19 protein-coding genes are annotated in these 22,160 nt (G+C 72.6%); 16 read left to right on the top strand and 3 right to left on the bottom strand.

From position 1 onward, the window contains the following. The first annotated feature begins 266 nt into the window (after positions 1–266). The 8 genes from ACWCSD_RS22745 to ACWCSD_RS22710 all read left to right on the top strand — a co-directional run bounded on the left by ACWCSD_RS22745 (position 267) and on the right by ACWCSD_RS22710 (position 7,395). Positions 267–1,913, top strand: coding sequence for a serine/threonine-protein kinase (locus ACWCSD_RS22745; protein WP_449917616.1), 1,647 nt, complete (start codon positions 267–269; stop codon positions 1,911–1,913). Positions 1,914–1,995: 82 nt separating this feature from the next. After that, positions 1,996–3,075 carry a M24 family metallopeptidase gene (locus ACWCSD_RS22740; protein ID WP_449917614.1) on the top strand — a complete coding sequence of 360 codons (1,080 nt, stop codon included), beginning with the start codon at positions 1,996–1,998 and terminating at the stop codon, positions 3,073–3,075. A 25-nt stretch (positions 3,076–3,100) separates the two neighbouring features. Continuing rightward, positions 3,101–3,661: an elongation factor P gene (efp, locus tag ACWCSD_RS22735; RefSeq protein WP_352326968.1), complete on the top strand. Its 561-nt coding sequence runs from the start codon at positions 3,101–3,103 to the stop codon at positions 3,659–3,661. Between the two features lies 1 nt (position 3,662). Beyond that, positions 3,663–4,073: a transcription antitermination factor NusB gene (gene nusB, locus ACWCSD_RS22730; protein ID WP_387666389.1), complete on the top strand. Its 411-nt coding sequence runs from the start codon at positions 3,663–3,665 to the stop codon at positions 4,071–4,073. A gap of 223 nt (positions 4,074–4,296) precedes the next feature. Continuing rightward, positions 4,297–4,635, top strand: a complete 339-nt coding sequence (locus ACWCSD_RS22725; RefSeq protein ID WP_449917608.1) for an MmcQ/YjbR family DNA-binding protein — start codon at positions 4,297–4,299, stop codon at positions 4,633–4,635. Positions 4,636–4,729: 94 nt separating this feature from the next. Beyond that, positions 4,730–5,485 carry a methyltransferase domain-containing protein gene (locus ACWCSD_RS22720; protein ID WP_449917606.1) on the top strand — a complete coding sequence of 252 codons (756 nt, stop codon included), beginning with the start codon at positions 4,730–4,732 and terminating at the stop codon, positions 5,483–5,485. Positions 5,486–5,517: 32 nt separating this feature from the next. Next, the gene (gene dinB, locus ACWCSD_RS22715) at positions 5,518–6,759 is read left to right on the top strand and encodes a DNA polymerase IV (protein ID WP_449917604.1); all 1,242 of its coding nucleotides are present in this window, start codon (positions 5,518–5,520) and stop codon (positions 6,757–6,759) included. A gap of 240 nt (positions 6,760–6,999) precedes the next feature. Then, positions 7,000–7,395, top strand: a complete 396-nt coding sequence (locus tag ACWCSD_RS22710; RefSeq protein WP_364331446.1) for a DUF3040 domain-containing protein — start codon at positions 7,000–7,002, stop codon at positions 7,393–7,395. A gap of 103 nt (positions 7,396–7,498) precedes the next feature. On the opposite strand, the gene ACWCSD_RS22705 is transcribed toward ACWCSD_RS22710, so the two are convergent. The 3 genes from ACWCSD_RS22705 to ACWCSD_RS22695 are packed head-to-tail and all read right to left on the bottom strand — an operon-like array spanning position 7,499 to position 12,158. Next, positions 7,499–9,925, bottom strand: coding sequence for a transglutaminase family protein (locus tag ACWCSD_RS22705; protein WP_397162159.1), 2,427 nt, complete (start codon positions 9,923–9,925; stop codon positions 7,499–7,501). Then, positions 9,922–11,184, bottom strand: coding sequence for a DUF58 domain-containing protein (locus ACWCSD_RS22700; protein ID WP_358293949.1), 1,263 nt, complete (start codon positions 11,182–11,184; stop codon positions 9,922–9,924). The genes ACWCSD_RS22705 and ACWCSD_RS22700 overlap by 4 nt, the downstream gene beginning before the upstream one ends. Further along, positions 11,181–12,158 carry an AAA family ATPase gene (locus tag ACWCSD_RS22695; RefSeq protein WP_352326975.1) on the bottom strand — a complete coding sequence of 326 codons (978 nt, stop codon included), beginning with the start codon at positions 12,156–12,158 and terminating at the stop codon, positions 11,181–11,183. The genes ACWCSD_RS22700 and ACWCSD_RS22695 overlap by 4 nt, the downstream gene beginning before the upstream one ends. 466 nt (positions 12,159–12,624) lie before the next feature. On the opposite strand from ACWCSD_RS22695, the gene mraZ reads away from it, so the two are divergent. From mraZ to ACWCSD_RS22655, 8 genes are all read left to right on the top strand, one after another. Next, complete coding sequence (mraZ, locus tag ACWCSD_RS22690; RefSeq protein ID WP_352326976.1) at positions 12,625–13,056, top strand: division/cell wall cluster transcriptional repressor MraZ; 432 nt, start codon at positions 12,625–12,627, stop codon at positions 13,054–13,056. 219 nt (positions 13,057–13,275) lie between these two features. Beyond that, positions 13,276–14,241 carry a 16S rRNA (cytosine(1402)-N(4))-methyltransferase RsmH gene (gene rsmH, locus ACWCSD_RS22685; protein WP_387666398.1) on the top strand — a complete coding sequence of 322 codons (966 nt, stop codon included), beginning with the start codon at positions 13,276–13,278 and terminating at the stop codon, positions 14,239–14,241. Further along, positions 14,231–14,722, top strand: a complete 492-nt coding sequence (locus tag ACWCSD_RS22680; protein ID WP_358293945.1) for a hypothetical protein — start codon at positions 14,231–14,233, stop codon at positions 14,720–14,722. The genes rsmH and ACWCSD_RS22680 overlap by 11 nt, the downstream gene beginning before the upstream one ends. A 1,031-nt stretch (positions 14,723–15,753) precedes the next feature. Further along, on the top strand, positions 15,754–17,484 hold the full coding sequence (locus tag ACWCSD_RS22675; RefSeq protein WP_449917619.1) for a peptidoglycan D,D-transpeptidase FtsI family protein: 1,731 nt from the start codon (positions 15,754–15,756) through the stop codon (positions 17,482–17,484). 40 nt (positions 17,485–17,524) lie between these two features. After that, complete coding sequence (locus ACWCSD_RS22670; protein WP_387667465.1) at positions 17,525–19,057, top strand: UDP-N-acetylmuramoyl-L-alanyl-D-glutamate--2,6-diaminopimelate ligase; 1,533 nt, start codon at positions 17,525–17,527, stop codon at positions 19,055–19,057. After that, positions 19,054–20,484, top strand: a complete 1,431-nt coding sequence (locus ACWCSD_RS22665; RefSeq protein ID WP_449917597.1) for a UDP-N-acetylmuramoyl-tripeptide--D-alanyl-D-alanine ligase — start codon at positions 19,054–19,056, stop codon at positions 20,482–20,484. The genes ACWCSD_RS22670 and ACWCSD_RS22665 overlap by 4 nt, the downstream gene beginning before the upstream one ends. Further along, positions 20,481–21,539 (top strand): phospho-N-acetylmuramoyl-pentapeptide-transferase, encoded by a 1,059-nt coding sequence (gene mraY, locus ACWCSD_RS22660; RefSeq protein WP_352325068.1) that lies wholly within the window; start codon positions 20,481–20,483, stop codon positions 21,537–21,539. Before ACWCSD_RS22665 ends, mraY begins: the two co-directional genes overlap by 4 nt. Then, positions 21,536–22,160: Mur ligase family protein (locus ACWCSD_RS22655; protein WP_449917594.1), on the top strand; the 625-nt coding region annotated here is incomplete at its 3' end. The genes mraY and ACWCSD_RS22655, both read left to right, overlap by 4 nt.

Genomic DNA, 22,160 nt, shown 5'->3' with positions numbered 1-22,160 from the left:
GCCGAACACGGCGATCAGGACGGTGGCCCCCAGGGCGGTGAGCGCGCCGAGGCAGCCGAGGACGAGGCCGATGCTCAACAGGACCTCAAGCCGGTTGATCCACTTCATGGGCATAACGATAATCGTAAATAACGAAAGTCGTTATGTCGAGGGACGGCGGGCGCGGCCTGACGGGGGATGCGAACCGTGGATCATGGGGCGGGGAGGGGCTGGGGGGCCCTATGGTGGGTCGGAAATAGCCCACTTTTCGAGTTTTTGGCGGGGATATGTCCGACGCTACGCCTTCGATGGTCGCCGACCGGTACCGGCTTGACGAGCTCATCGGCAGCGGTCCGATGGGTGAGGTGTGGCGGGCCTACGACACCCGCGCCGACTGGGTCGTGGCCGTGAAGATCCTGGGCGCGGGCGAGACCGGCGCGGCCGGCGAGGCCGCCAGGGAGGCGCTGAAGCAGCACGCGCAGGCGGTGGCCAGGGTGATCCACCCCAATGTGGCCATGGTCCTCGACGTGGGCGACCAGGAGGGCGCCCCGTTCCTGGTGACCGAGTTCCTCACCGGGACCAGCGTGGGGGAGGACCTGGCGGCCGAGGGGCCCATGCCGATCGTCGAGGTGTGCGACCTGGTCGGCCAGGCGGCCGCCGGGCTGGACGCCGCGCACCGCGCCGGGGTGTTCCACGGGCAGATCGACTCCGGCAGCTTCCGGCGGGCGGCCAGCGGCGTGCTGAAGGTCGTCGGGTTCGGGCTGCCGGACGAGGAGCCGTCCCAGGCCGAGCGCCGCTACCTGGCCCCTGAGCGGGCCTCCGGCCGTCCCGCCACGGCCGCCGCCGACCTGTACGCCCTCGGCGCCGTCTGCTACGAGCTCCTCTGCGGCCGCCCGCCCGCCGCCGCCCCCGACCTGCCGGTGACCGGCATGCGCGCCACCCCGCCGTCCCCGCCCTCCGCCCCCGCAACCCCGGCCCCTGGAACCGAGGCTCCGGAAACCGCAGGCGCCGGGGCCGTGACTCCCGGGACCGTGGGTGGCCCGAGTGCGGCTCCCGGCGCCGCGGCGCCCGGGATTGCCGGGCAGGGGGTCGTCCCGCCCAGTGCGATCCGGCCCGAGATCCCGGCCGAGCTGGACCGGCTCGTCCTCGCGATGCTCGCGCCCGACCCCGCCAGGCGGCCTTCGGGCGGCGAGCCCGTCCGCCGGGCCCTGGCCGCCATCGCCCGGCCCGGCGCGGCCCCGGGAGCGGCCCCGGCGGCCGCCAACCCCGCCGGCGCCCCGGCGGGCCGGCCGGGCGACACCCAGGTCTACGACTTCAACGGCGTCCCGCGGGCCGGTGACACCGCCGTCTACGAGTCCGCCGAGCTGGACCCGGCGCCGCCGCGTACCGGGAACAAGCTGCTGATCCAGATGGGGATCGCCGTCGCGGTCATCGCCGTGGTGGCCGTCGCCATGGTGATGTGGGCGGGCTCGCGCGAGGAGACCCCGGTGGCCGAGCCGAGCGCGAGCAGGCCCCCCACGCCCGTCCTGACGCCGGACGTCGCGCCGCCCGCCCGCCCGACCTCCGAGCCGCCCCGAGCCAGCCCCACCGACCTCACCCCGAGCGACACCGCCACCAGCCTGGTCCAGACCGTCGGCCCCAAGGCGACCCTGGACTCCGGGCAGACCCCGGCGGGCGGCTGGGACCACTGGCTGGTGAAGTTCGACGAGGCGGTGACGGCCCAGGAGGACATCGGCGACATCGACCCCCATGTCGCCGAGAAGGTCCACGACAAGCTCAGGAAGGCCGCCAAGAAGCTCCAGGACGGCCATTTCGAGCCCGCCCGCGGCCAGATCGCCGGCGTCTACCGGGACCTGCGCAAGGCCCAGGTGAAGGGCGACGTCCCCCTGTCGGGCCCCCTCGCCTCCTTCCTGGACGACTTCGCCGTCTCCTGACCGTGACGGGGGGCGGGGGGCCCGTGGTTTCCCCTCTCCTGGCCGGGTGGGGGAGGGGGCGGGGCGCGCGTACATTGGCGGGATGACCATCGACCACGCGGCGCGCCGGGCACGCCTGGCCGCCGCGCTGCCCGCCCACGAGGTCCCCGCGCTCCTCGTCACCTCCCCCGTCAACGTCCGCTACCTCACCGGGCTGGTCAGCTCGAACGCCGCCGTCCTGGTCAGGGCGGACGGGTCGGCGCTGCTGGCGACCGACAACCGCTACATCGACAAGACCCGCGCCCTGGACGTGCCCGCGGTCGAGGCGCCCGACGTGGCTGGCCGGCTGGCGGCGCCGGGCGTGGGCATCGAGGCCGCCGCCATGACCGTGGCGACCTTCCGCCGCCTGGAGGCGGGCCTGGCAGAGAGCGGAGGCGACAGCGAGGGCCAGGGCCAGGGCCTGGTGCCGCTCGGCCCGCTGGTCGAGGAGCTGCGCGCGGTCAAGGACGAGGCGGAGCTGGGGCTCATCCGCACCGCCTGCGCCCTGACCGACCAGGCCTTCGCCGACGTGCTCCCGCTGATCGCGCCGGGCCTCACCGAGCGCGCCCTGGCCCGTCTCCTCGACAACCGCATGACCGAGCTGGGCGCCGACAAGCCGGCGTTCGACACGATCGTCGCCGCCGGAGAGAACGGAGCGATCCCGCACCACGCCCCCACCGACCGCGAGCTGCGCGCCGGCGACCTGGTCACGATGGACTTCGGCGCCCGCTACCACGGCTACCACGCCGACATGACCAGGACGGTCTGCCTGGGCGCGCCCGCCGCCTGGCAGCGCGACCTGTACGACCTGGTCAGGCGCGCCCAGCGGGCCGGCCGGCACGCCCTGACCCCGGGAGCCCGGGCCAAGGACGTCGACGCCGCCGCCCGCGGCCTGATCGAGGCGGCGGGCCACGGCGAGCGCTTCCGGCACGGCCTGGGCCACGGCGTCGGCCTGGAGATCCACGAGGACCCGTTCCTGGGCCCCTCCAGGACCGGTAGACTAGAGGATCGAGTTCCGATCACCGTCGAGCCTGGGATCTACCTCCCCGAGCGGGGCGGGGTTCGCATCGAGGACACCCTCGTGACCCGTGAGGGCGGGCCGGAACTTTTCACCAAGACCACCAAGGAGCTGCTCGTCCTTTAGAGCGGCCACACGCGGGAGAGAACGAGTGGCGACGACCAACGACCTCAAGAACGGCATGGTGCTGAAGCTCGAGGGCGGTGAGCTCTGGAGCGTTGTCGAGTTCCAGCACGTCAAGCCGGGCAAGGGCGGCGCGTTCGTGCGCACCAAGCTCAAGAACGTCCTCTCCGGCAAGGTCGTCGACAAGACCTTCAACGCCGGCGTGAAGGTCGACGTGGCCAACGTCGACAAGCGCGAGATGCAGTACTCCTACAAGGACGGCGACGACTTCGTCTTCATGGACACCGAGACCTACGACATGGTCAACGTGCCCGCCCGCACCGTCGGCACCGCCGCCAACTACATGCTGGAGAACACCCTCGCCACGATCGCGTTCAACGAGGGCTCGGCGCTCTACGTCGACCTGCCCGCCGCCGTCGAGCTGCTGATCTCCAACACCGAGCCCGGCCTGCAGGGCGACCGCTCCACCGGCGGCACCAAGCCCGCCACGCTGGAGACCGGCGCCGAGATCAAGGTGCCGCTGTTCATCACCACCGGCGAGAAGGTCAAGGTCGACACCCGCAGCGGCGAATACCTCGGCCGGGCCTGAGGTGTCTGCACGCGGCAAAGCACGCAGGCGCGCCCTTGACATCCTCTTCGAGGCCGAGCTGCGCTCGGAGGATCCGCTGAAGATCCTCGCCGAGCGCGTCGAGCGGCAGGAGCCGCCGGTCAACGAGTACACCTCGGCCATCGTCGAGGGCGTCGCCCGCCACCATGCCCGCATCGACGAGCTGATCACCACCTACTCCGAGGGCTGGACACTCGACCGCATGCCCGCGGTCGACCGCAATCTGCTACGCGGCGGCACGTACGAGCTGCTGTGGATGCCCGGCGTGCCGGAGGGCGTGGTCATCAGCGAGTGGGTGCACCTGGCGGGCGAGCTGTCGACCGACGAGTCGCCGCAGTTCATCAACGGCCTGCTGGCCCGGTTCAAGCAACTCAAGCCAAGCCTCACCCTTTAGACAAAGGCCGCGAAGGCCGTTTCGGAGTACGTTCCACTCAGACGGTCCGTACGGCTCGCGAAGAGGCGGCGGGAGGCGCGCCGGCGCGCGGCCTTCCGGTGCGGTCCCCGGCCTGGCCGCGGGGCCGTGAGCCGGTCCGGGGAAGTGGCGCGTCACCAGCCGCGACGCGCCCTTTTCCGGCCCCGTCCGGCCTTGTCCGGCTTTCTGTGTGAGCATCGGTCCCATGGTGACCGAAGACGAGGTGCGCGCCCTCGCCCTGGCGCTCCCCGAGACCGCCGAGAAACCCATGTACGGCACGCCCGCCTTCTACGTGCGCGGCAGGTGGTTCGCCCGGATCACGCAGGAGGACGGCGTGCTCGCCGTGCCGGTGGGCGGCGTGGAGCTCAAGCACGAGCTGATCGCCGCCGTCCCCGGCACGTTCCTCTCCACACCCCACTACGACGGGCACGCCGTGGTGCTGGTGCGCCTGGCGGCCGTGGCGGCCGGCGAGCTGGCCGAGCTGCTGACCGACGTCTGGCGGCTGCGCGCGCCGAAGAGGATCGCGGCGGCCTTCGACGGTTAGGGTCCGGCCTGCGGGCGACGCCGCGTACGGCGTAGGCTGGGCCCGTCCGCACAGGGCGAGGGCCGCCCGCGGAGGAGAGAGAGGCGAGCCGACGTTGCGAGCAGAAGGCGTCACCACGAAGACCCCGGCGGGGCGCACCGCCGTCGTGTGGGGCGCGTTGCGGTCGGTGCTGGCCGAGCGTGCCGAGGCCGTCGGCCGGGCCACGCTCGACATCGTCGACGCCGGCGGGGGCACCGGCGGGTTCGCCGTGCCGCTGGCCGAGCTCGGCCACACCGTCACCGTCGTCGACCCCAGCCCCGACTCGCTGGCCGCGCTGGAGCGCCGGGCCAAGGAGAAGGGCGTGGGCGTGCGCGGCCTGCAGGGCGACACCGCCGACCTCGGCGACCTGCTCGACCGCGACAGCGCCGACCTGGTCCTGTGCCACAGCGTCCTGGAGTACGTCGACGACCCCACCGGCGCGCTGGCCGCCGTCGCCGGGCTGCTGCGCCCGGGTGGCGCCGTCAGCGTGCTGGCCGCCAACCCCGTGGCCAGCGCGATCCACCGGGCGCTGGCCGGGCAGTTCGACGAGGCCAGGGCCGTGCTGTCCGACCCGCGCGGCACGTGGGGCGACCGCGACCCCACGCCGCGGCGTTTCACCGCCGAGACCCTGGCGCAGCTGCTGACCGCCACGGGCTTCACCGTCGGCGCGGTCCACGGCGTGCGGGTCTTCGCCGACCTGGTGCCCAGCCGGCTCGTCGACGGCGAGCCCGGCGCGGCCGACGCGCTCGTGGCGCTGGAGCAGGCCGCCGCCGTCCACCCCGTGCTACGGGATGTCGCCACCCAGGTGCACGTCCTCGGCCACCGCCCCTAGTCTGGAACGTCTGTTCGGATAGACTCGCAGGCGTGTCCCGCAAGCAGATCACAGGCATCGGCCCCGCGCCGCGGACCGGGGTCGATGACAGCGGCTGCCCGATTCTCCACGTCGACATGGACGCCTTCTTCGCCAGCGTCGAGCTGCTGGAACGGCCGGAGCTGCGGGGCCGCCCGGTGATCGTCGGCTCGCCGGCCGGGCGCGGCGTCGTGCTCAGCGCCACCTACGAGGCCAGGGCGTTCGGCGTGCACTCGGCGATGCCGATGAGCAGGGCGCGCCGGTTGTGCCCGCAGGCCACGATCATCCCGCCCAGCCACGGCAAGTACTCCGAGGTCTCCCGGGGCGTCATGGAGATCTTCCACTCGATCACCCCGCTGGTCGAGCCGATCGCCTCCGATGAGGCGTTCCTCGACGTCGGCGGCGCCCGGCGGCGGCTCGGCCCGCCCGCGACGATCGCCGCCATGATCAGGGAGCAGGTCCTCGACCGCTACGGCATCACCTGCTCGGTCGGGGTGGCCTCCAGCAAATTCGTGGCAAAGCTGGCCTCCAAGCAGTGCAAGCCCGACGGCCTGCTGGTGGTGCCCGAAGGGCAGGTGGTCGACTTCCTCCACCCGCTGCCGGTCGCGGCGTTGTGGGGCGTGGGGGAGCGCACCGAGCAGTCCCTCGTCCGGCTCGGCATCCGCACCGTCGGCGACCTGGCCAGAGTGCCGCTGGGCACGCTCCAGCGCGAGCTCGGGCAGGCCGTCGGCGGCCACCTGGCGACGCTGGCCTGGGGGCGCGACGAGCGTCCGGTGACCGCGCACGTGCCCGACAAGAGCATCGGCAACGAGGAGACCTTCGCGGCCGACGTCGACGATCCCGAGGTGATCCGGCGCGAGCTGCTGCGCCTGGCCGAGCGCGTGGCGGCCCGGATGCGTAAGGGCGGACACGTGGGCAGAACTGTAAGTGTGAAGCTGCGCCGGGCCGATTTCACCACGATCACCCGGTCGCGCACCCTGCGGGAGCCGACCGACGTGGCCCAGGTGATCTACGCCACCGCCTGCGAGCTGTTCGAGGCCGCCGGTCTCCAGCGGGTGCGCCTGCGCCTGGTCGGGGTCCGGATGGAGAACCTGCGCCCGGCCGGCGAGGCCACCCATCAGCTCGGTCTGGGCGAGCGCGAGACCGGCTGGCGCGAGGCCGAACAGGCGATGGACAAGGCGATCCGGAGATTTGGCCCCGATGCGGTGCTCCCAGCGTCGCTGGTACGTGGCAAGCTTGATGAAATAGAGACATGACGCCCATGTCCTACTCGATCGGTCAGTCGGGTAGGAGAAGGATGTCGCGATTTTGGGGGAAGGGGTGCGAGATGGTCCACAATGGAGCCATGACGTCACCTCCGGTTTGGTCTGCGTTGGACGTTTGCTTTCGCCTACGTCTACAGCCTCGTATTCTGGGGATAACCGACCGCGAGGTTCGGACACCCCGTGTCGTCCGTTGCCGTCTTCCCCGTCCTGGGGCTGTCCTTGGGAGGCGCCGTGCCGCTCTCTGAGCACGAGCAGCGCTTGCTCGACCAGATCGAGCAGGCCCTCTACGCCGAGGACCCGAAGTGGGCCAACACCGTAAGGATCAGTGACCCGCGCAGCCATTACAAGCGTCGCCTGATCAAAGCCTCCATCGGCTTTGCGCTCGGCGTCGTGATCATGATGGTCGGCGTGGTCATGAGTCAGATCCCGCTCGGCGTCGGCGGTTTCGTGGTCATGCTCGCCGCGTGTCTGTGGGGTCTGTCCAGCTGGAAGCGCATGAACGGGTTCGGCGACTCGCCGCCGGCCCCGGGCGCCGGCGCCACGGGCAGGCAGCCCCGGCGCGCCAACCGGGGCACCTTCATGGAGCGCATGGAGGAGCGCTGGCGCCGTCGTCACGACGAGCGCTGACCTCCTCGCCGCTCCTCGCCGGTCCCGAACCTTCCGCCCTACGCGAACGTGCGGCCGTTCCCCTTCCGGGGAGCGACCGCACGCTCGGTCCTGGGCAGGCGGCTCAGGCGCCCTTGTGGGCCGCCGTCCGCCGCAGCCTGATGTTCTCCAGCAGGTCGAAGCCGTCCAGCAGGCGCTCGCCCAGCGCCCGCAGCCGCCGCAGCGTCGAGGGCGGCAGCAGCACCGCCCGCATCCGCCGTCCCCGCGACACCGTCGCCGCCAGGGCCTGCCGCACCTTGCGCAGGTCCTTTCTCATGGGCCCGATCGTGCCCGGGTCCCTGGCGAACAGCACCCGCTCGACCGTCGTCGCGATGGCCGTCATGGCGGCCGCCGACTCGGCGTCGAACTCGTACTGCCGGCTCAGCCGCCGGGCCAGTGCCCTGGGGGTCTCGCTGGCGCCGCGGGTCATGCCGTAGTCGCAAAGCACGTCGTCCAGCTCGGCCCAGACGGCCGCGATCGACGGGTGGTGGGCGGTCGCGATCCTGGCCGTCAGGTCGTCGGCCGGTTGTGAGACCTTCCAGCCCAGCGCGCGCACCCGCCGGTTCCTGGTGAGCAGCCGCAGCGCCGCCGGGACCAGCAGGAGCAGCAGCAACGCGCCCGCGCCGATGCCGATCTTGCCGATCAGCGGCATCGAGTCGTCCGGCGGCAGGCCGCCCGTGGCGATCAGGCCCTCACGGTCGAGCTCGCGCGGGTTGCGCCGGGTGGAGGGGTTGATCGGGTCGTCGGCGCCGGACTCGGTCGCGCCGCTGCTCGGCGAGGTGGACGGCGTCGTCGAAGGCGCCGGCGGGACCGTGTAGTCCGGCACCCGCGCGCTGCCCTGCCCCAGCGACCCGGACGGCGTCGGCTCGAACGGCAGCCAGCCCACGCCCTCGAAGTACAGCTCGGGCCAGGAGTGCGAGTCGCCGGTCGTGACCGTCCAGTTGTCGCCGGCCTTAGTGCCGCCGGTGTAGCCGATCGCCACCCGCGACGGGATGCCGACGATCCTGGCCAGCACCGCCATCGAGGCCGCGAACTGCTCGCAGTAACCCGTGCGGTCGCGCAGCAGGAAGTCCCGCAGCGCGGAGTTGCCGTGCCCCTGCGTGCGCAGGTCGTAGCGGAAGTCGCCGTCCTTGGTGAAGAACTGCTGGAGCTTCACCGCCGCCTCGTAGTTGGAGTTGGTCTGCGCCGTCAGCGAACGCGCCAGCCGGACGATCTCCGGCGGCAGGTTGTCCGGCAGCTTCAGGTAGCGCCGGTCCACGCTCGGCTGGACACCCTCCAGCGACTCCAGCAGCTCCGGCGTGGCGGCCGGCTCGCTGGTGGCGACCTCGTACTCCAGGCCGGCCGCCTCGTCGGGGATGGAGAAGACCATCAGCGTGCCCACGTCGGCGCGCCAGTCGCCGTCCACCCGGATCTGCCGCGGCGGGTACGGCAGCGGCAGGAACTGCAGCCGCTCGATCTCGTCGCTCATCCGGATCCTGGTGACGACGTTGCTGACCTTCGTGCTCGCGCTCAGCCCCGGAGGCGGCGGCAGCGGGCCGTTCTCCGTCCTGTTGTCCGGCGAGCCCTTCGGCTCGGTCATGCCGAACTGCTGGCCGTCGAAGGTGTCCAGCGCGTAGATCCGCAGGTACCTGGGCTTGTCGTCGTTGTTGTTGTAGGTGAGCACCACGCGCCGCTCGGGCAGTTCGAGCTGCCCCCGCAGGCTCGCGATCGGGCTCGCGATGCTGATCGAGTTGCCCTTGCCGCCGCCCCGGCCGCCCACGCCGAACTGGAAGAAGGAGACCGGCTCCATCACCGGCAGCGCGGCGGGCAGCAGCACGGCCAGCGCGATGGCGGCGAACCCGATGCGCTTGCCCGACAGCCGCAGTCCGCTGGTGTCGGCCCTGGCCCCGCCGGTGTCCGGACGCGGCCCGGTCGCCGCCCTGGTCCGGCGGACGAGCACCGCCCGTCCCCAGTGGCCCACCCGCTCGCGCCCGTCGGCGATCAGCAGGCTGACGAAGCCGAGCGCGGCGATGATGAAGGCGGGCCAGCTGATCGGCTCGGCCAGGATCGTCGCCGGGACCGTGGCCAGCGCCAGCAGCGGCAGCCCGGCCAGCGCCGCCCGCCGCAGCCGCGCGGCGAGCAGGTCCACGGCGATCGCGATGACGCCCACGCCGCCCGCGGTCAGCAGCGTGATGCCGTCCGTGGACGGCACGGGCGCGGCGTAGCGCTGGATGTCGGCCCAGCCGACCCCGAGCAGCCGGCCCAGCTCCCACACCGACTCCTTGGTCGGGATCACCAGCGCCCACGCCTTGCCGGAGGCGAAGACCACGGTCAGGAAGATCCATAACGCGGCCAGCCCGGCCGGCGGCGCGGCCCAGGCGGGCAGCGACAGGCGGGAGCCGATCAGCCCGGCGGCCATCACGGCCAGCACCGCGCCGAGCGACGTCCAGAACCAGGCGCCGCCCTGGAAGAGCGGATAGAGCAGGATCGCCGCGGCGAACGCGGCCACACCCGAGGCGGCCGTCAGCCTCATGCCGCACCTCCCGTGGGGTTGAGCGCGTACCTGCCGCGGTTGGCGGCGTCCGGCCAGACCGAGGCGATGGAGGTGCCGGCGGGCAGGCGGACGATCCGCCAGCCGTAACCGGCCAGGACGCCCTGAACGGCGTCGAAGTTCTCGTGCGAGCCCCGGCCTGCGCCCTCCCAGGTGCCGGCGTCGAGCAGGACCGCGACACCGGTGACGCCGCTGTGCCGCAGTCTGGCCAGCTCCCTGGCCTCCTCGGGGTCGAGCGCGCCGAGCACGGCCACGATCAGGCCGTCGCCGCCGCCCTGGCGCAGGGCCGAGACGCCCATCTCCAGCGAGCGGGCCGAGCTGTGCCGCACCACGGCGAGCGTGTCCAGCAGCGAGTAGCTGAGACCCTGGTCGGTCAGGTGCTCGGCGCCCTGGTCGGTCACCAGCCGCAGGCCCAGACCCTCGTGGGCGAGATGCACGCCGATCGAGGCCGCGGCCGAGACCGCCACCTCGAAGGAGGAGCGCGGGCCCTCGCCGCGGTGGGCGTGCCTGCGGGTGTCCAGCAGGAGCGCGCCGCGGCTCTGCCACTGCTGCTCCTCGCGGCGCACCATCAGCTCGCCGTGCCGGGCGGTCGAGCGCCAGTGCACCCGGCGCAGGTCGTCGCCCTGCCGGTACTCGCGCGGCGCCACGTCGTCGTCGCCGGCCGCGGCCACGCTCCTGGTGCGGCTGTCGCCGCCGCCCGTCCACTCGCCCGACAGCCGTACGTGCGGCAAGGCCACCACCTGCGGCGTCACCACGAGCGTGTCGCTGATCGTGAACGCCCGTGTCAGCTCCACGAGCCCGAACGGGTCGGCGATGCGCACCGACAGCGGCCCGATCGTGTACCTGCCGCGCAGGTCGGACCGGACCCGGTAGTCGATCTCCCGCACGCCCTTGGACTCGACCCGGTCGAGCACGAACCGCGGCCGCACGCCCAGCGCGTACGGCACGGTGTCCTCGATCAGCAGCAGCCCGGTCGGCAGCCTGGTCACGTTCTCCAGGCGCAGCGTCACCGTGGCCTCCCCGCCCACCTCCGCCCTGGGCGGGTCCAGCCTCCGCGCGCAGCTCAGCCGGTACCTGGTACGTGCCACCACCAGCGCGGCCAGCAGCGGCAGCGCCGTGACCAGCACGCCGATCCTGAACAGGTCGTTCTCGCCCAGGATCAGCGCCATCAGCAGCGCCGCGATCCCCGAGGCCAGGAACGACCTGCCGCGGGAGGTCAGCGCCCGCAGTCCGGCCCTCACGACGCTCGCGTCTCCGGCACCGGCACCCGCCTGACGAGGTCGGTCACCACCTGCTCGGGCAGCCGGCGCTGGCCCTGGGCCTCGACGCTGGGCAGCAGCCGGTGCGCCAGCACGGGCACGGCCAGGTCCTGCAGGTCGTCGGGGATGACGTAGTCGCGTCCGGCCAGCGCCGCGTGCGCCCTGGCCGCGCGGACGAGCTGCAGCGTGGACCGGGGGGAGGCGCCCAGCCGCAGGTCGGGGGAGTGGCGGGTGGCCACGACGAGGTCGATGGCGTACTTCTTGACCGGCTGCGAGACGTACACGCCGCGCACGGCCTCGATCAGGGCGCGCACCTCGGCGGTCGTGGCGACCGGCTCCAGCTTGTCCAGCGGCGAGGTGCTGCCGTGCACGTCGAGCATCTCCAGCTCGGCGGTCGGCTCCGGGTAGCCCATGGCGACCCGGGCGGTGAACCGGTCGCGCTGGGCCTCGGGGAGGGGGTAGGTGCCCTCCATCTCGATGGGGTTCTGGGTGGCGATCACCATGAAGGGGGCGTCCAGGGGGTACGTCACGCCGTCCACGGTGACCTGGTGCTCCTCCATGCACTCCAGCAACGCCGACTGCGTCTTGGGGGAGGCGCGGTTGATCTCGTCGCCCACGACGATGTTGGCGAACACCGGCCCGGGCTTGAACTCGAACTCACGCGTCTGCTGGTTGTAGGCGCTGACCCCGGTGATGTCACTGGGCAACAGGTCGGGCGTGAACTGCACGCGGCGCACCGGGCAGTCGATGGACCGCGCCAGAGCCTTGGCGAGCATCGTCTTGCCGACCCCCGGCACGTCCTCGATCAAAAGGTGGCCCTCGGCGAGCAGGACGGTCAGCGTGAGACGGACGGCGTCGCTCTTTCCCTCGATCACCGACTCGATGGCCTGCCGAATTCGGTGGGCGGTGGAGACCAGCTCGTCAAGCTGGGGAGGGACGTCATGGGTTAGTGCCACCAGGCCTCCATAGTGCGACGGCTGTCCCGCACGGTGCCATTACGGGAGCCATGCCATTCCTTTTCCATTGTCTGTACGACCCTACGACGCTGCGGGTTCTTGAGCGACATTTGTGGATATTCCAGGGAACCCCGCTGATGTTCCTGTTCTTGTCGCATAGCAGTGCGAATCCCGTGACACTGACCCCCTCGGCGGCCCCACTTTCCTCCACCCCCGCCTTCGCGCCCGCCGGAAGCCCCTATACCGCCGGTCTTTCCAACCCTCGACACGCCCATGAGGGTTGGCCCGCCCCCCGGCGCCCCCCACCCCAGCTCCACCGCTCTGACCTGCGGTAACGCAACGGAAACTGATGATGAAGACGGTTCGAATCAGTTGACGGTGGGGAGAAGTGGAGTATGGTGGTGCGCAGTGGAGGGCCCGGTGCACCAGCGCTGAGCGCTTCGCTGAGGCACGGGAGGTGGCGCCGATGTTCCTCGGCACCCATCAACCGCGTCTTGACGACAAGGGACGGCTGTTCCTGCCGGCTAAGTACCGTGAGGAGCTGGCGGAGGGTCTTGTGATCACCAAAGGCCAGGAGCGATGCCTCTACGTCTTTCCAGTAGAGGAGTTCCAGCGCATAACCGAGGCTCTCAGCACCGCCCCGGTCACCGCCAAGGCGGTGCGTGACTACAGCCGCGTCTTCTTCGCAAGCGCGTCCGACGAGAAACCAGACAAGCAGGGACGCGTCACGATCCCGCAGAGCCTGCGTCAATACGCCGGCCTGGAGCGTGACTGCGTCGTCATCGGGGCCAACACCCGGTTGGAGATCTGGGACTCGCAGGCTTGGGACACCTATCTCAACGCGCAGGAGCAGGCGTTCGCCGATCTGTCGGAGGAGGTGCTGCCAGGGATCTTGTAGTGACCACGGTCGATCCGTCGGTGATGTCGTTCGGCGAGGTCTCCACCCGCAACCACTGCCTGCCAACTGATGCACCTTCCCCGGTGTCAGAGGGCGGGCGTCCACGAAGAGGGTGCGGATGGGGACCTGGCCGGACGGCGCCGGGTGGGGACCCAGGAATGACTGACGATTGACCGATACGCGTCATCCGCGAGCAGGACGCGAGAGGGGGGGTTGGAGATGGACGACAACGCAGGCACGGGCGGTCACGTTCCGGTGATGCTCGACCGCGTACTGGAGCTGCTGGGCCCGGCGCTGTCGGGGCCGGAGCCGGTCGTCGTCGACGCCAATCTCGGGCTCGGCGGCCACTCCGAGGCCCTGCTCGCCGCCTTCCCGTCCCTGCACCTGATCGGGATCGACCGCGACCCGTTCGCGATCGACTTCTCCACCCGCAGGCTCGCCCCCTATGCCGGCCGCACCACCCTGGTCCACGCCTCCTCGGGCGACCTGGCCCAGATCGTCGCCGAGGCCGGGCATCCCACGGTCCACGGCGTGCTGTTCGACCTCGGCGTCTCCTCGCCGCAGCTCGACGAGGCCGAACGCGGCTTCGCCTACTCCTACGACGCCCCGCTCGACATGCGCATGGACACCGAGCAGGAGCTGACGGCCGAGCGGGTGGTCAACACCTATCCGGCCGCCGACCTGGCACGAATCCTGCGCGACTACGGCGAGGAACGTTTCGCGCCGAGGGTCGCGGGGCTTATCGTCAAGGAACGCGCCAAGGAGCCCATCACCTCCACCAAGAGACTCGCCGACATCGTGCGCGACGCGATCCCCGCGGCGACCAGGCGCACCGGCGGCAACCCCGCCAAGAGGACTTTCCAGGCGCTGCGCATCGAGGTCAACGCGGAGCTGTCCGCCCTGGAGGCGGCGCTGCCCGCGGCGCTCGACGCGCTGGCGCTGGGTGGGCGGGTCGTCGTGCTCTCCTACCACTCCCTTGAGGACCGGCTCACCAAGCAGGCCCTCACGGCGCGAACCAAGGACACCAGCCCGCCAGGGCTGCCTGTCCCGCTACCGGCACACCAGCCGAGGTTCCGCCTGCTGACGAGGGGAGCCGAGCTCCCCAGCGATGAAGAGCTCGCCCGCAACCCGCGGGCGGCCTCGGCCCGGCTACGGGCGGCAGAGAGGATCCGCGTTGACGATTGAGCAGGAGACCGGCCGGGTCGCGCCCGTCCGCCGCGCCATGCCCAAGCCGGGCACGCGCAGGCCGGGCGTCTCGCACCAGACCAAGCCGCGGCCCCGTCCTGACACCGGTGACCGGCGGCCGGCGGCCGCGCGTCCCGGCGAGAGCGCCGCGCCCGCGCGCCGTCCCGCCGCGCGGCGGCCCTCGACCAAGCGGCAGCGGGCGCCGTTCGTGCTGCTCGTCGTCGGGTTGATGTGCGGCGGGCTGGTGAGCCTGCTGCTGCTCAACATCATGCTCAACCGCGACGCCATCACCGACGCCAAGCTGCGTGAGGAGATCGCGGTGGCCCAGCAGGAGAAGGAAGCGCTCCGGCTGGAGTACGAGCGCAAGATGCAGCCCCAGAACATCGCCGACCGCGCCGAGGCGCAGGGCTACCACCTGGACAAGAACCTGCGGCCCTGGGACAAGGGCGAGCCGAGTGTCCCGGCGGTCCCGGAGCGGTGAGGGATTCAGGCGGCAGGGGACAGGGTCCCGGCCGCGGCGCTGGCGGCGCCGGCTCTCCTGGAGGGCCCGGCGCCGCTCGTCGTACGCCGGGCGGTCCGGGGCGGGCAGGGCGAGGGGGCTCTGCCCGTTCCGACGGGGCGGGCCGCCCGGGGGCGCCGGACGACTCGCCGCGCAAGCGTCCCCCCGACCCGTTCGACCTGCCGTTCGACGACGACCTGAGGGGCCGCCGGCCCCACGACCCCGACGACGACGCGCGCGGCAGCGCCCGCCGCGACTCCGCGGGCGGCTCCCGCGGCCGGCAGCGCCGCGACGACGGCGACCGCGCCCGGCCCCGCGACGACGACGAGGGCACCCGTTCGCGCCGCGACCCGGGCGACGGCCCACGCCGCCGCCCGCGCGACGACTCCCGCGACGATTCCCGCAACCGCGCCGCCTCCCAGGGGCGCGACGACGACGACCGCCCGCGCGGGCGCACCCCGCAGAGCCGCGACGGCGACGACCGTCCGCGTGGCCGTGTCGCCCAGGGACGCGACGAGAGCGGCCGTCCGCGTGGCCGTGCCCAGGGGCGGGACGAGAGCGACCGGGCGCGCGGGCGCGCGTCCCAGGGGCGCGACGACGGCGCCAGGGACAGGGCGCCGCAGGAGGGGTCACGCCGTCGAGGCGACGGCCCCGGCCCCGACCAGGCCCACGGCTCAAGATCCGACCAGGGGCGCGGCTCCCGGCCCGACCCGGCGCGTGGCTCGCGATCCGACCAAGGACGCGGCTCGCGGTCCGAGCCTGCGCGGCCCGGTTCGGGGCCGGGCCAGAGCCGGAGCTCCCGGCCCGACCAGGGGCGCGGCGGCAGGCCCGGTCAGACCCGCGGTCCCGGGGCCGGTCAGGGGCGCGGTCCGGCGTCCGGCCAGGGGCGCGCCTCCGGGCTGGACCAGGCGCGCGGGCGTGAGCGCGGCATGCTGCGCCGCGGCGCGGACGTGCCGCCCCCCAGGGGCCCGCGCCGCCCGCCCACCCCGCCGCGCCCGCCGCGGCCCCCGCTGGTGCTGCGCCTGGGCAGCCCGCGCCGGCGCATCAACATCGGCCTGATCGGCATGACGTTCGTCCTGTCGATCTTCGCCGGCCGGCTGATCCAGATGCAGGGCCTCGACTCCAAGGTCTACGAGGCCGCCGCCGTCGGCCAGCGCCAGCACGTCGAGGAGATCCCCGCCAAGCGCGGCACGATCACCGACGTCAACGGCAACGCGCTGGCCCGTACGTCGGAGGCCCGCGAGGTGTCCATCGACCCCTCCAAGGTCCCCGCGGACGTCCGCGCCAACGTGGCCGCGATCCTGGCCAGGCAGCTCGGCAAGACCGTGGAGGAGATGACCGCCAAGCTGTCCAGGACCGGCAGCCGCTACCAGCTCCTGGCCCGGGACGTCGACCCGGTCGTGGCCACCCGCCTGCTCCAGGCCCGCGTGCCCGCCCTCAGCACGAAGAAGACCTACCGCCGCGACTACCCGGCCGGCGACCTGGCCGGCAGCCTCATCGGCTTCGTCGGCGACGAGGGCAACGGCCTGGGCGGCATGGAACAGGCCAAGAACACGATCCTGGCCGGCCGCGACGGCAAGCAGCGCGTCGAGACCGGCCGCGACGGCCTGCGCATCCCCATGACCAGCAGCGAGCGCACCGCGCCCGTCAACGGCCAGGACGTGCGGCTCACCATCGACCGCGACATCCAGTGGGCCGCCCAGAAGGCGGTCGCCGAGCAGGTGCGCGAGTCGGGCGCGAGCAGCGGCGCGGTCATCGTCATGGACGTGCGGACCGCCCAGATCATCGCCATGGCCAACGCGCCCGAGCTCGACCTGGGCAACTGGCGCAGGGCCCCCGCGTCCTCCTACGTCAACAAGGCCGCCGCGGACGTGTTCGAGCCCGGCAGCACCAACAAGGTGATCACCGCCGCCGCCGCGCTGGAGGCCAAGGAGGTCACCCCCGACACGGTGTTCCAGGTGCCCGACAACATCAGGTGCGCCGACCGGGTGCTGCGCGACGCCCACGCCCACAAGCCCGAGGCGATGACCTTCCGGCAGGCCATGGCCCAGTCCAGCAACGTCGCCACGATCATGGCCGCCCGCAAGGTGGGCAGCGAGCGCCTGTACGCGATGCTCAGGGCGTTCGGGTTCGGCAGCACCCCGGCGGGCGGCGTGCCCAACGCCGAGGCGGGCCTGCTGCCCAACTACAAGAACTGGTCGGGCAGCCAGAGCTGCACGGTCGCCTACGGCCAGGGCGTGTCGGTGACCGCCCTGCAGACCGCCAGCGTCTACCAGACCATCGCCAACGGCGGCGTCCGCGTCGATCCGCAGATCGTGGCGGGCACCACCGACGCGTCCGGCAGGTTCGTCCCGGCTCCCGCGGGCAGGCAGACCAGAGTGGTGAGCGAGACGACGGCCAAGGAGATCACGACGATGCTGGAGACCGCGGTGAGCGCCGAGGGCACCGGCGCGCTGGCCGCCATCCCCGGCTACCGGGTGGCGGGCAAGACCGGCACCGCCGACCGCTACGACGCCGAGCTGGGCCGCTACGACGGCTACACGGCCTCCTTCGCCGGGTTCGCGCCCGCTGACGCGCCCAGGCTGGTGGTGCTCTCGGTGCTCCAGAACCCCAAGAACGGCCATTTCGGCGGCCAGCTCGCGGCCCCCGTGTTCAAGGATGTGATGACGTTCGCCATCAAGAGCAGGAAGATTCCTCCCACAGGCTCGGACGCGCCGCCGGTGCGTACGCGCGCGGGACAGTGAGCAGGGAAGGTACGCTCTCGCCGTGCGTCCCCCGTCGTCTATGCGTCCCAAGACCAGCCCGCCCCGTCCGCTGACCGGGCTCGCGACCATGCTCGACGCCGATTCCGGCACGTCGAGGTCGCCCCATGCCGCCCTGACCGGCGTCACCATCGATTCCCGCGCCGTGCAGCGCGGCGATCTCTACGTGGCGCTGCCGGGCAACCGCGTGCACGGCGCGACCTTCGCCGCAGAGGCGATGGCGCGCGGAGCCGTGGCCGTCCTCACCGACCCGGCCGGGCGGGAGGCCGCCGTGGCCACCGGCCTGCCGGTGCTGATCGTGCCCGATCCGCGCGCGCTGCTCGGGCAGGTCTCCTCCTGGGTCTACGGCCAGCCGGCCCACGACGTCCAGGTCATCGGGGTGACCGGCACGAGCGGCAAGTCCACCACCACCTTCATGGTGGAGGCCGGCCTGCGGGCGGCCGGCCACACGACGGGCCTGGTCGGCGGCGTCGAGATCGCCGCCGGAGACCTCCGCTTCGAGCCCACGCTGACCACGCCGGAGGCCCCGCAGCTGCACGCCCTGTTCGCGCTGATGCGCGAGCAGGGGGTCACCGCGGCCACCATGGAGGTCTCCAGCCACGCGCTGGCGCTCGGCCGGGTCGACGGCATCTTCTACGACGTCGCCCTGTTCACCAACCTCTCCCAGGACCACCTCGACTTCCACAAGGACTTCGAGGACTACTTCGCCACCAAGGCCAGGCTGTTCCAGCCCGAGCTGAGCCGCGTCGGCGTGACCAACATCGACGACCCGCACGGCCGGGAGCTGCTGCACCGGGCCAAGGTGCCGATGACCACGTTCTCGGCGCTCGGTGACCCGGAGGCGGAGTGGCGGGCGCTGGAGGTCCGGCTCGGCGCCGACGGCAGCGCGTTCCGGGTGGCCGGTCCCGGCGGGGTCGAGGCCGACGCGCAGATCTCGCTGCCCGGCCCCTTCAACGTCGCCAACGCGCTCGGCGCGATCGTCTGCCTGGTGGAGTCGGGGGTGCCGCTCCAGACCGCCGTGCACGGCGTGGGCAGCCTCACCGGGGTGCCCGGGCGCATGCAGCGCATCACCTCCGCCGAGGAGGAGTTCCAGGCGCTCGTGGACTACTCCCACAAGCCGGGCGCGGTGGAGTCGGTGCTGCGCTCGCTGCGTGAGGTGACCGCGGGCACGCTGACGATCGTGCTGGGCTGCGGCGGCGACCGCGACACCGGCAAACGCCCGATCATGGGCGAGATCGCCGCCCGGCTGGCCGATGTGGCGATTTTCACCAACGACAACCCGCGCTCGGAGGATCCGCTCGCCATCCTGGCCGCGATGATGGAGGGAGCGCTCGGCGTTCCGCCCCGCGACCGCGCCCATGTGATCATTGAGCCCGACCGCGCGGCCGCGATCGACCTGGCCGTCGGCCGGGCCGGCCGCGGCGACGTGATCGTCGTCGCGGGCAAGGGTCACGAGCAGGGCCAGTACGTCTCTGGCGAAGTGATCCCGTTCGACGACCGCGAAGTGGTCGCCGAAGCGATCGACGCACGCAACGAAAGCAGGAAGCACCGATGATCCCGTTGCCGCTGGCCAGGATCGCCGAGATAACCTCGGGCGCCCTGTCGGGCATGGCAGACCCCCGCGCCGTCGTGCGCGGGCCCGTAGTGATCGACTCACGCGCGGTGGAGCCGGGATCGCTGTTCGTCGCCCTCGCCGGCGAGCGGGTCGACGGCCACGACTACGCCGCGCAGGCGATCCGGGCCGGAGCGGTCGCCGTCCTGGCCTCCAGGCCGGTCGACGCGCCGGCGGTGATCGTCCCCGACGCCTCGGTCGCGCTGGCCGCGCTGGCCGCCGCGCAGGCCGCCGCGCTGCCGCAGGCCACCGTGATCGGCGTGACCGGCTCGGCGGGCAAGACCAGCACCAAAGACCTGCTGGCCAGGCTGGCCGGCCGGATGGGCCCGACCATCGCGCCCGTCGGCAGCTTCAACAACGAGCTGGGCCACCCGCTGACCGTGCTGCGCGCCGACGTCGACACCCGGTTCATGGTGCTCGAACTGGCCGCCCGCAACATCGGCCACATCGCGGACCTCACCCGCATCGCGCCGCCGACGATCGGCGTGGTGCTCAACGTCGGCACCGCGCACCTCGGCGTGTTCGGCGGCAAGGAGGCCATCGCCAAGGCCAAGGGCGAGCTGGTGGAGGCGCTGCCGCGCACCGGGGTGGCGGTGCTCAACGCCGACGACCCGCTGGTGTCGCAGATGGCCTCGCGCACCGACGCGCGCGTCACGTACTTCGGGCGCGGCGAGGGCGCGGCCATCAGGGCCGAGCAGGAGACGGTCGACGGGCGCGGGCGGGCCTCGTTCACGTTGCGCACGCCGTCCGGGGCCGCGCCGGTCACGCTCCAGCTCTACGGCGCCCACGCCGTGGAGAACGCCCTGGCCGCCGCCGCCGCGGCCTACGAGCTCGGCCTGCCGGTCGCCACGATCGCCGAGGAGCTGTCGGAGGCCACGCCGCGCAGCCGCTGGCGCATGGAGGTCACCGACCGGCCCGACGGCGTCACGGTGGTCAACGACGCCTACAACGCCAACCCCGACTCGATGCGGGCCGCGTTCGACATGTTCGGCGTGATGGGGCAGGAGCGGCGGCGGTTCGCGGTCATCGCGGCGCTGCGCGAGCTGGGCGAGGAGAGCGCGGCGCTCAACGCCGAACTGGGGCGGCTGGCGGGCGGTTCGGGCCTGACGGGCCTGGTCGTCGTCGGTCCCGACGCCGGCCCGGTGCTGGAGGGCGCCAACGCGGCGGCCTCGGCCGCCGCGGGACCGCCAGGTGGCGGAGGGCCATATGCTCCCCAGATGACCCGGATCGTACATGTCCCTGATGCCGAGGCAGCGGCGGCCGCACTGGCCGGCCTGCTGCGCCCCGGCGACGCGGTGCTCGTCAAGGGCCCCCGCGCGATGGGCCTGGAACGCACGGCGGAGCTCCTTCTCGGAGGTGCCGCTCAGTGATCAACATCGTCATCGCCGGCGCGGTGGGCCTCGTCCTGTCGATGCTGGGGACCCCCTTGGCGATCAGGCTGTTCTCGCGGCGCGGCTACGGCCAGGAGATCCGCGAGGAGGGAGTGCAGGCCCACCTGGGCAAGCGCGGCACCCCCACCATGGGCGGCATCGTGTTCGTGCTGGCCGCGCTGCTGGCCTACGGCGGCTCCCACCTGGCCACGCTGTCGCCGCCGACGGTGTCGGGCATGCTCGTGCTGTTCCTGATGACCGGCCTCGGCGCGGTCGGCTTCCTCGACGACTTCATCAAGATCTACAAGCAGCGCAGCCTGGGCCTGCGCAGCGGCGCCAAGGCCCTCGGCCAGCTCGTCGTCGGCGCCGTGTTCGCCGTGCTGATCACCCGCCAGCCCAACGTCTACGGCATCACCCCCGCCGAGACCCGGCTGTCGTTCCTGCGCGACATCGGCCCCTCGATCGGCATCGTCGGCTTCACCATCTGGGTGCTGTTCATGATCGTCGGCTTCTCCAACGCCGTGAACCTCACCGACGGCCTCGACGGCCTGGCCAGCGGCGCGACCGGCGTCGTGCTCGGCGCGTACGTGCTGATCGGCAACTGGCAGCTCCGCAACAACTGCATCGACCAGCTCGGGCCCAACTGCTACTGGGTGCGCGACCCGCTGGACCTGTCGGTGGTGGCCGCGGCCGTGCTGGGGGCGCTGGTCGGGTTCCTGTGGTGGAACGCCCCGCCGGCGAAGATCTTCATGGGCGACACCGGCTCGCTGGCCCTGGGCGGCGTGCTGGCCGGCCTGGCCATCGCCACCCGCACGCAGCTCCTGCTGATCATCCTGGCCGGGCTGTGCGTGATCATCACGGCGTCCGTCATCATCCAGGTCGGGTTCTTCAAGATGACCGGGAAACGGGTGTTCAGGATGGCGCCGCTGCAGCACCACTTCGAGCTGAAGGGCTGGGCCGAGACCACGATCGTGGTGCGGTTCTGGCTGATCGCCGGGCTCTGCGCGGCGCTCGGGCTCGGGCTGTTCTACGTCGAGTGGATGCCCAAGCCATGACGTTGACGTGCGTGGCCGGGCTCGGCGTCTCCGGCACCGCGGTGGCCGGGGCACTGGCCGGACGCGGCGAGCGGGTCGTGGTCGTGGAGGCCGTGGAGGGTGAGCGGCAGCTGGCCGCCGCGGCCGAGCTGGCCCGCGCCGGGGTCGAGACCAGGTTCGGCGAGATGGTGCTGCCCGAGGGCACGACCAGGCTCGTCACCACCGGCTGGGCCCCGCACCACCCGCTGGTCGCCGCCGCGCTGGCGGCCGGCGTCGAGGTCGTCGGCGAGGTGGAGCTGGCCTGGCGGCTGCGCCCGCCGCACGCCGCACCCTGGCTCGCGCTGACGGGCACCAACGGCAAGACCACGGCCGTGCGCATGCTCACCTCGATCCTCCAGGCCGCCGGGCTCGACGCCCTGGCCGTGGGGAACGTGGGCGTCCCGGTCGTCCGCGCCGTCGCCGAGCCGTACGACGCCCTGGCCGTCGAGCTGTCCAGCTTCCAGCTCCACTGGTCCAGCACCCTGGCCCCGCACGCCGCGGCGATCCTGAACATCGCCCCCGACCACCTCGACTGGCACGGCTCCATGGCCGAGTACGCCGCCGCCAAGGGCCGCATCTACGAACGCGCCGGCACCGTGATCT

Source organism: Nonomuraea sp. NPDC001684, from assembly GCF_053596515.1.
Note: the sequence above shows the minus strand (reverse complement) of the source record. Positions and strands in the feature narration are given on the sequence as shown.

What these genes read in the sequence shown, in the direction of transcription:
- ACWCSD_RS22745 (WP_449917616.1), top strand. Translation starts at nt 267, where the DNA reads ATGTCCGACGCTACGCCTTCGATGGTCGCCGACCGGTACCGGCTTGAC.
- ACWCSD_RS22725 (WP_449917608.1), top strand. Translation starts at nt 4,297, where the DNA reads ATGGTGACCGAAGACGAGGTGCGCGCCCTCGCCCTGGCGCTCCCCGAG.
- ACWCSD_RS22665 (WP_449917597.1), top strand. Translation starts at nt 19,054, where the DNA reads ATGATCCCGTTGCCGCTGGCCAGGATCGCCGAGATAACCTCGGGCGCC.
- rsmH (WP_387666398.1), top strand. Translation starts at nt 13,276, where the DNA reads ATGGACGACAACGCAGGCACGGGCGGTCACGTTCCGGTGATGCTCGAC.
- mraZ (WP_352326976.1), top strand. Translation starts at nt 12,625, where the DNA reads ATGTTCCTCGGCACCCATCAACCGCGTCTTGACGACAAGGGACGGCTG.
- ACWCSD_RS22705 (WP_397162159.1), bottom strand. Translation starts at nt 9,925, where the DNA reads ATGAGGCTGACGGCCGCCTCGGGTGTGGCCGCGTTCGCCGCGGCGATC.
- ACWCSD_RS22740 (WP_449917614.1), top strand. Translation starts at nt 1,996, where the DNA reads ATGACCATCGACCACGCGGCGCGCCGGGCACGCCTGGCCGCCGCGCTG.
- ACWCSD_RS22670 (WP_387667465.1), top strand. Translation starts at nt 17,525, where the DNA reads ATGCGTCCCAAGACCAGCCCGCCCCGTCCGCTGACCGGGCTCGCGACC.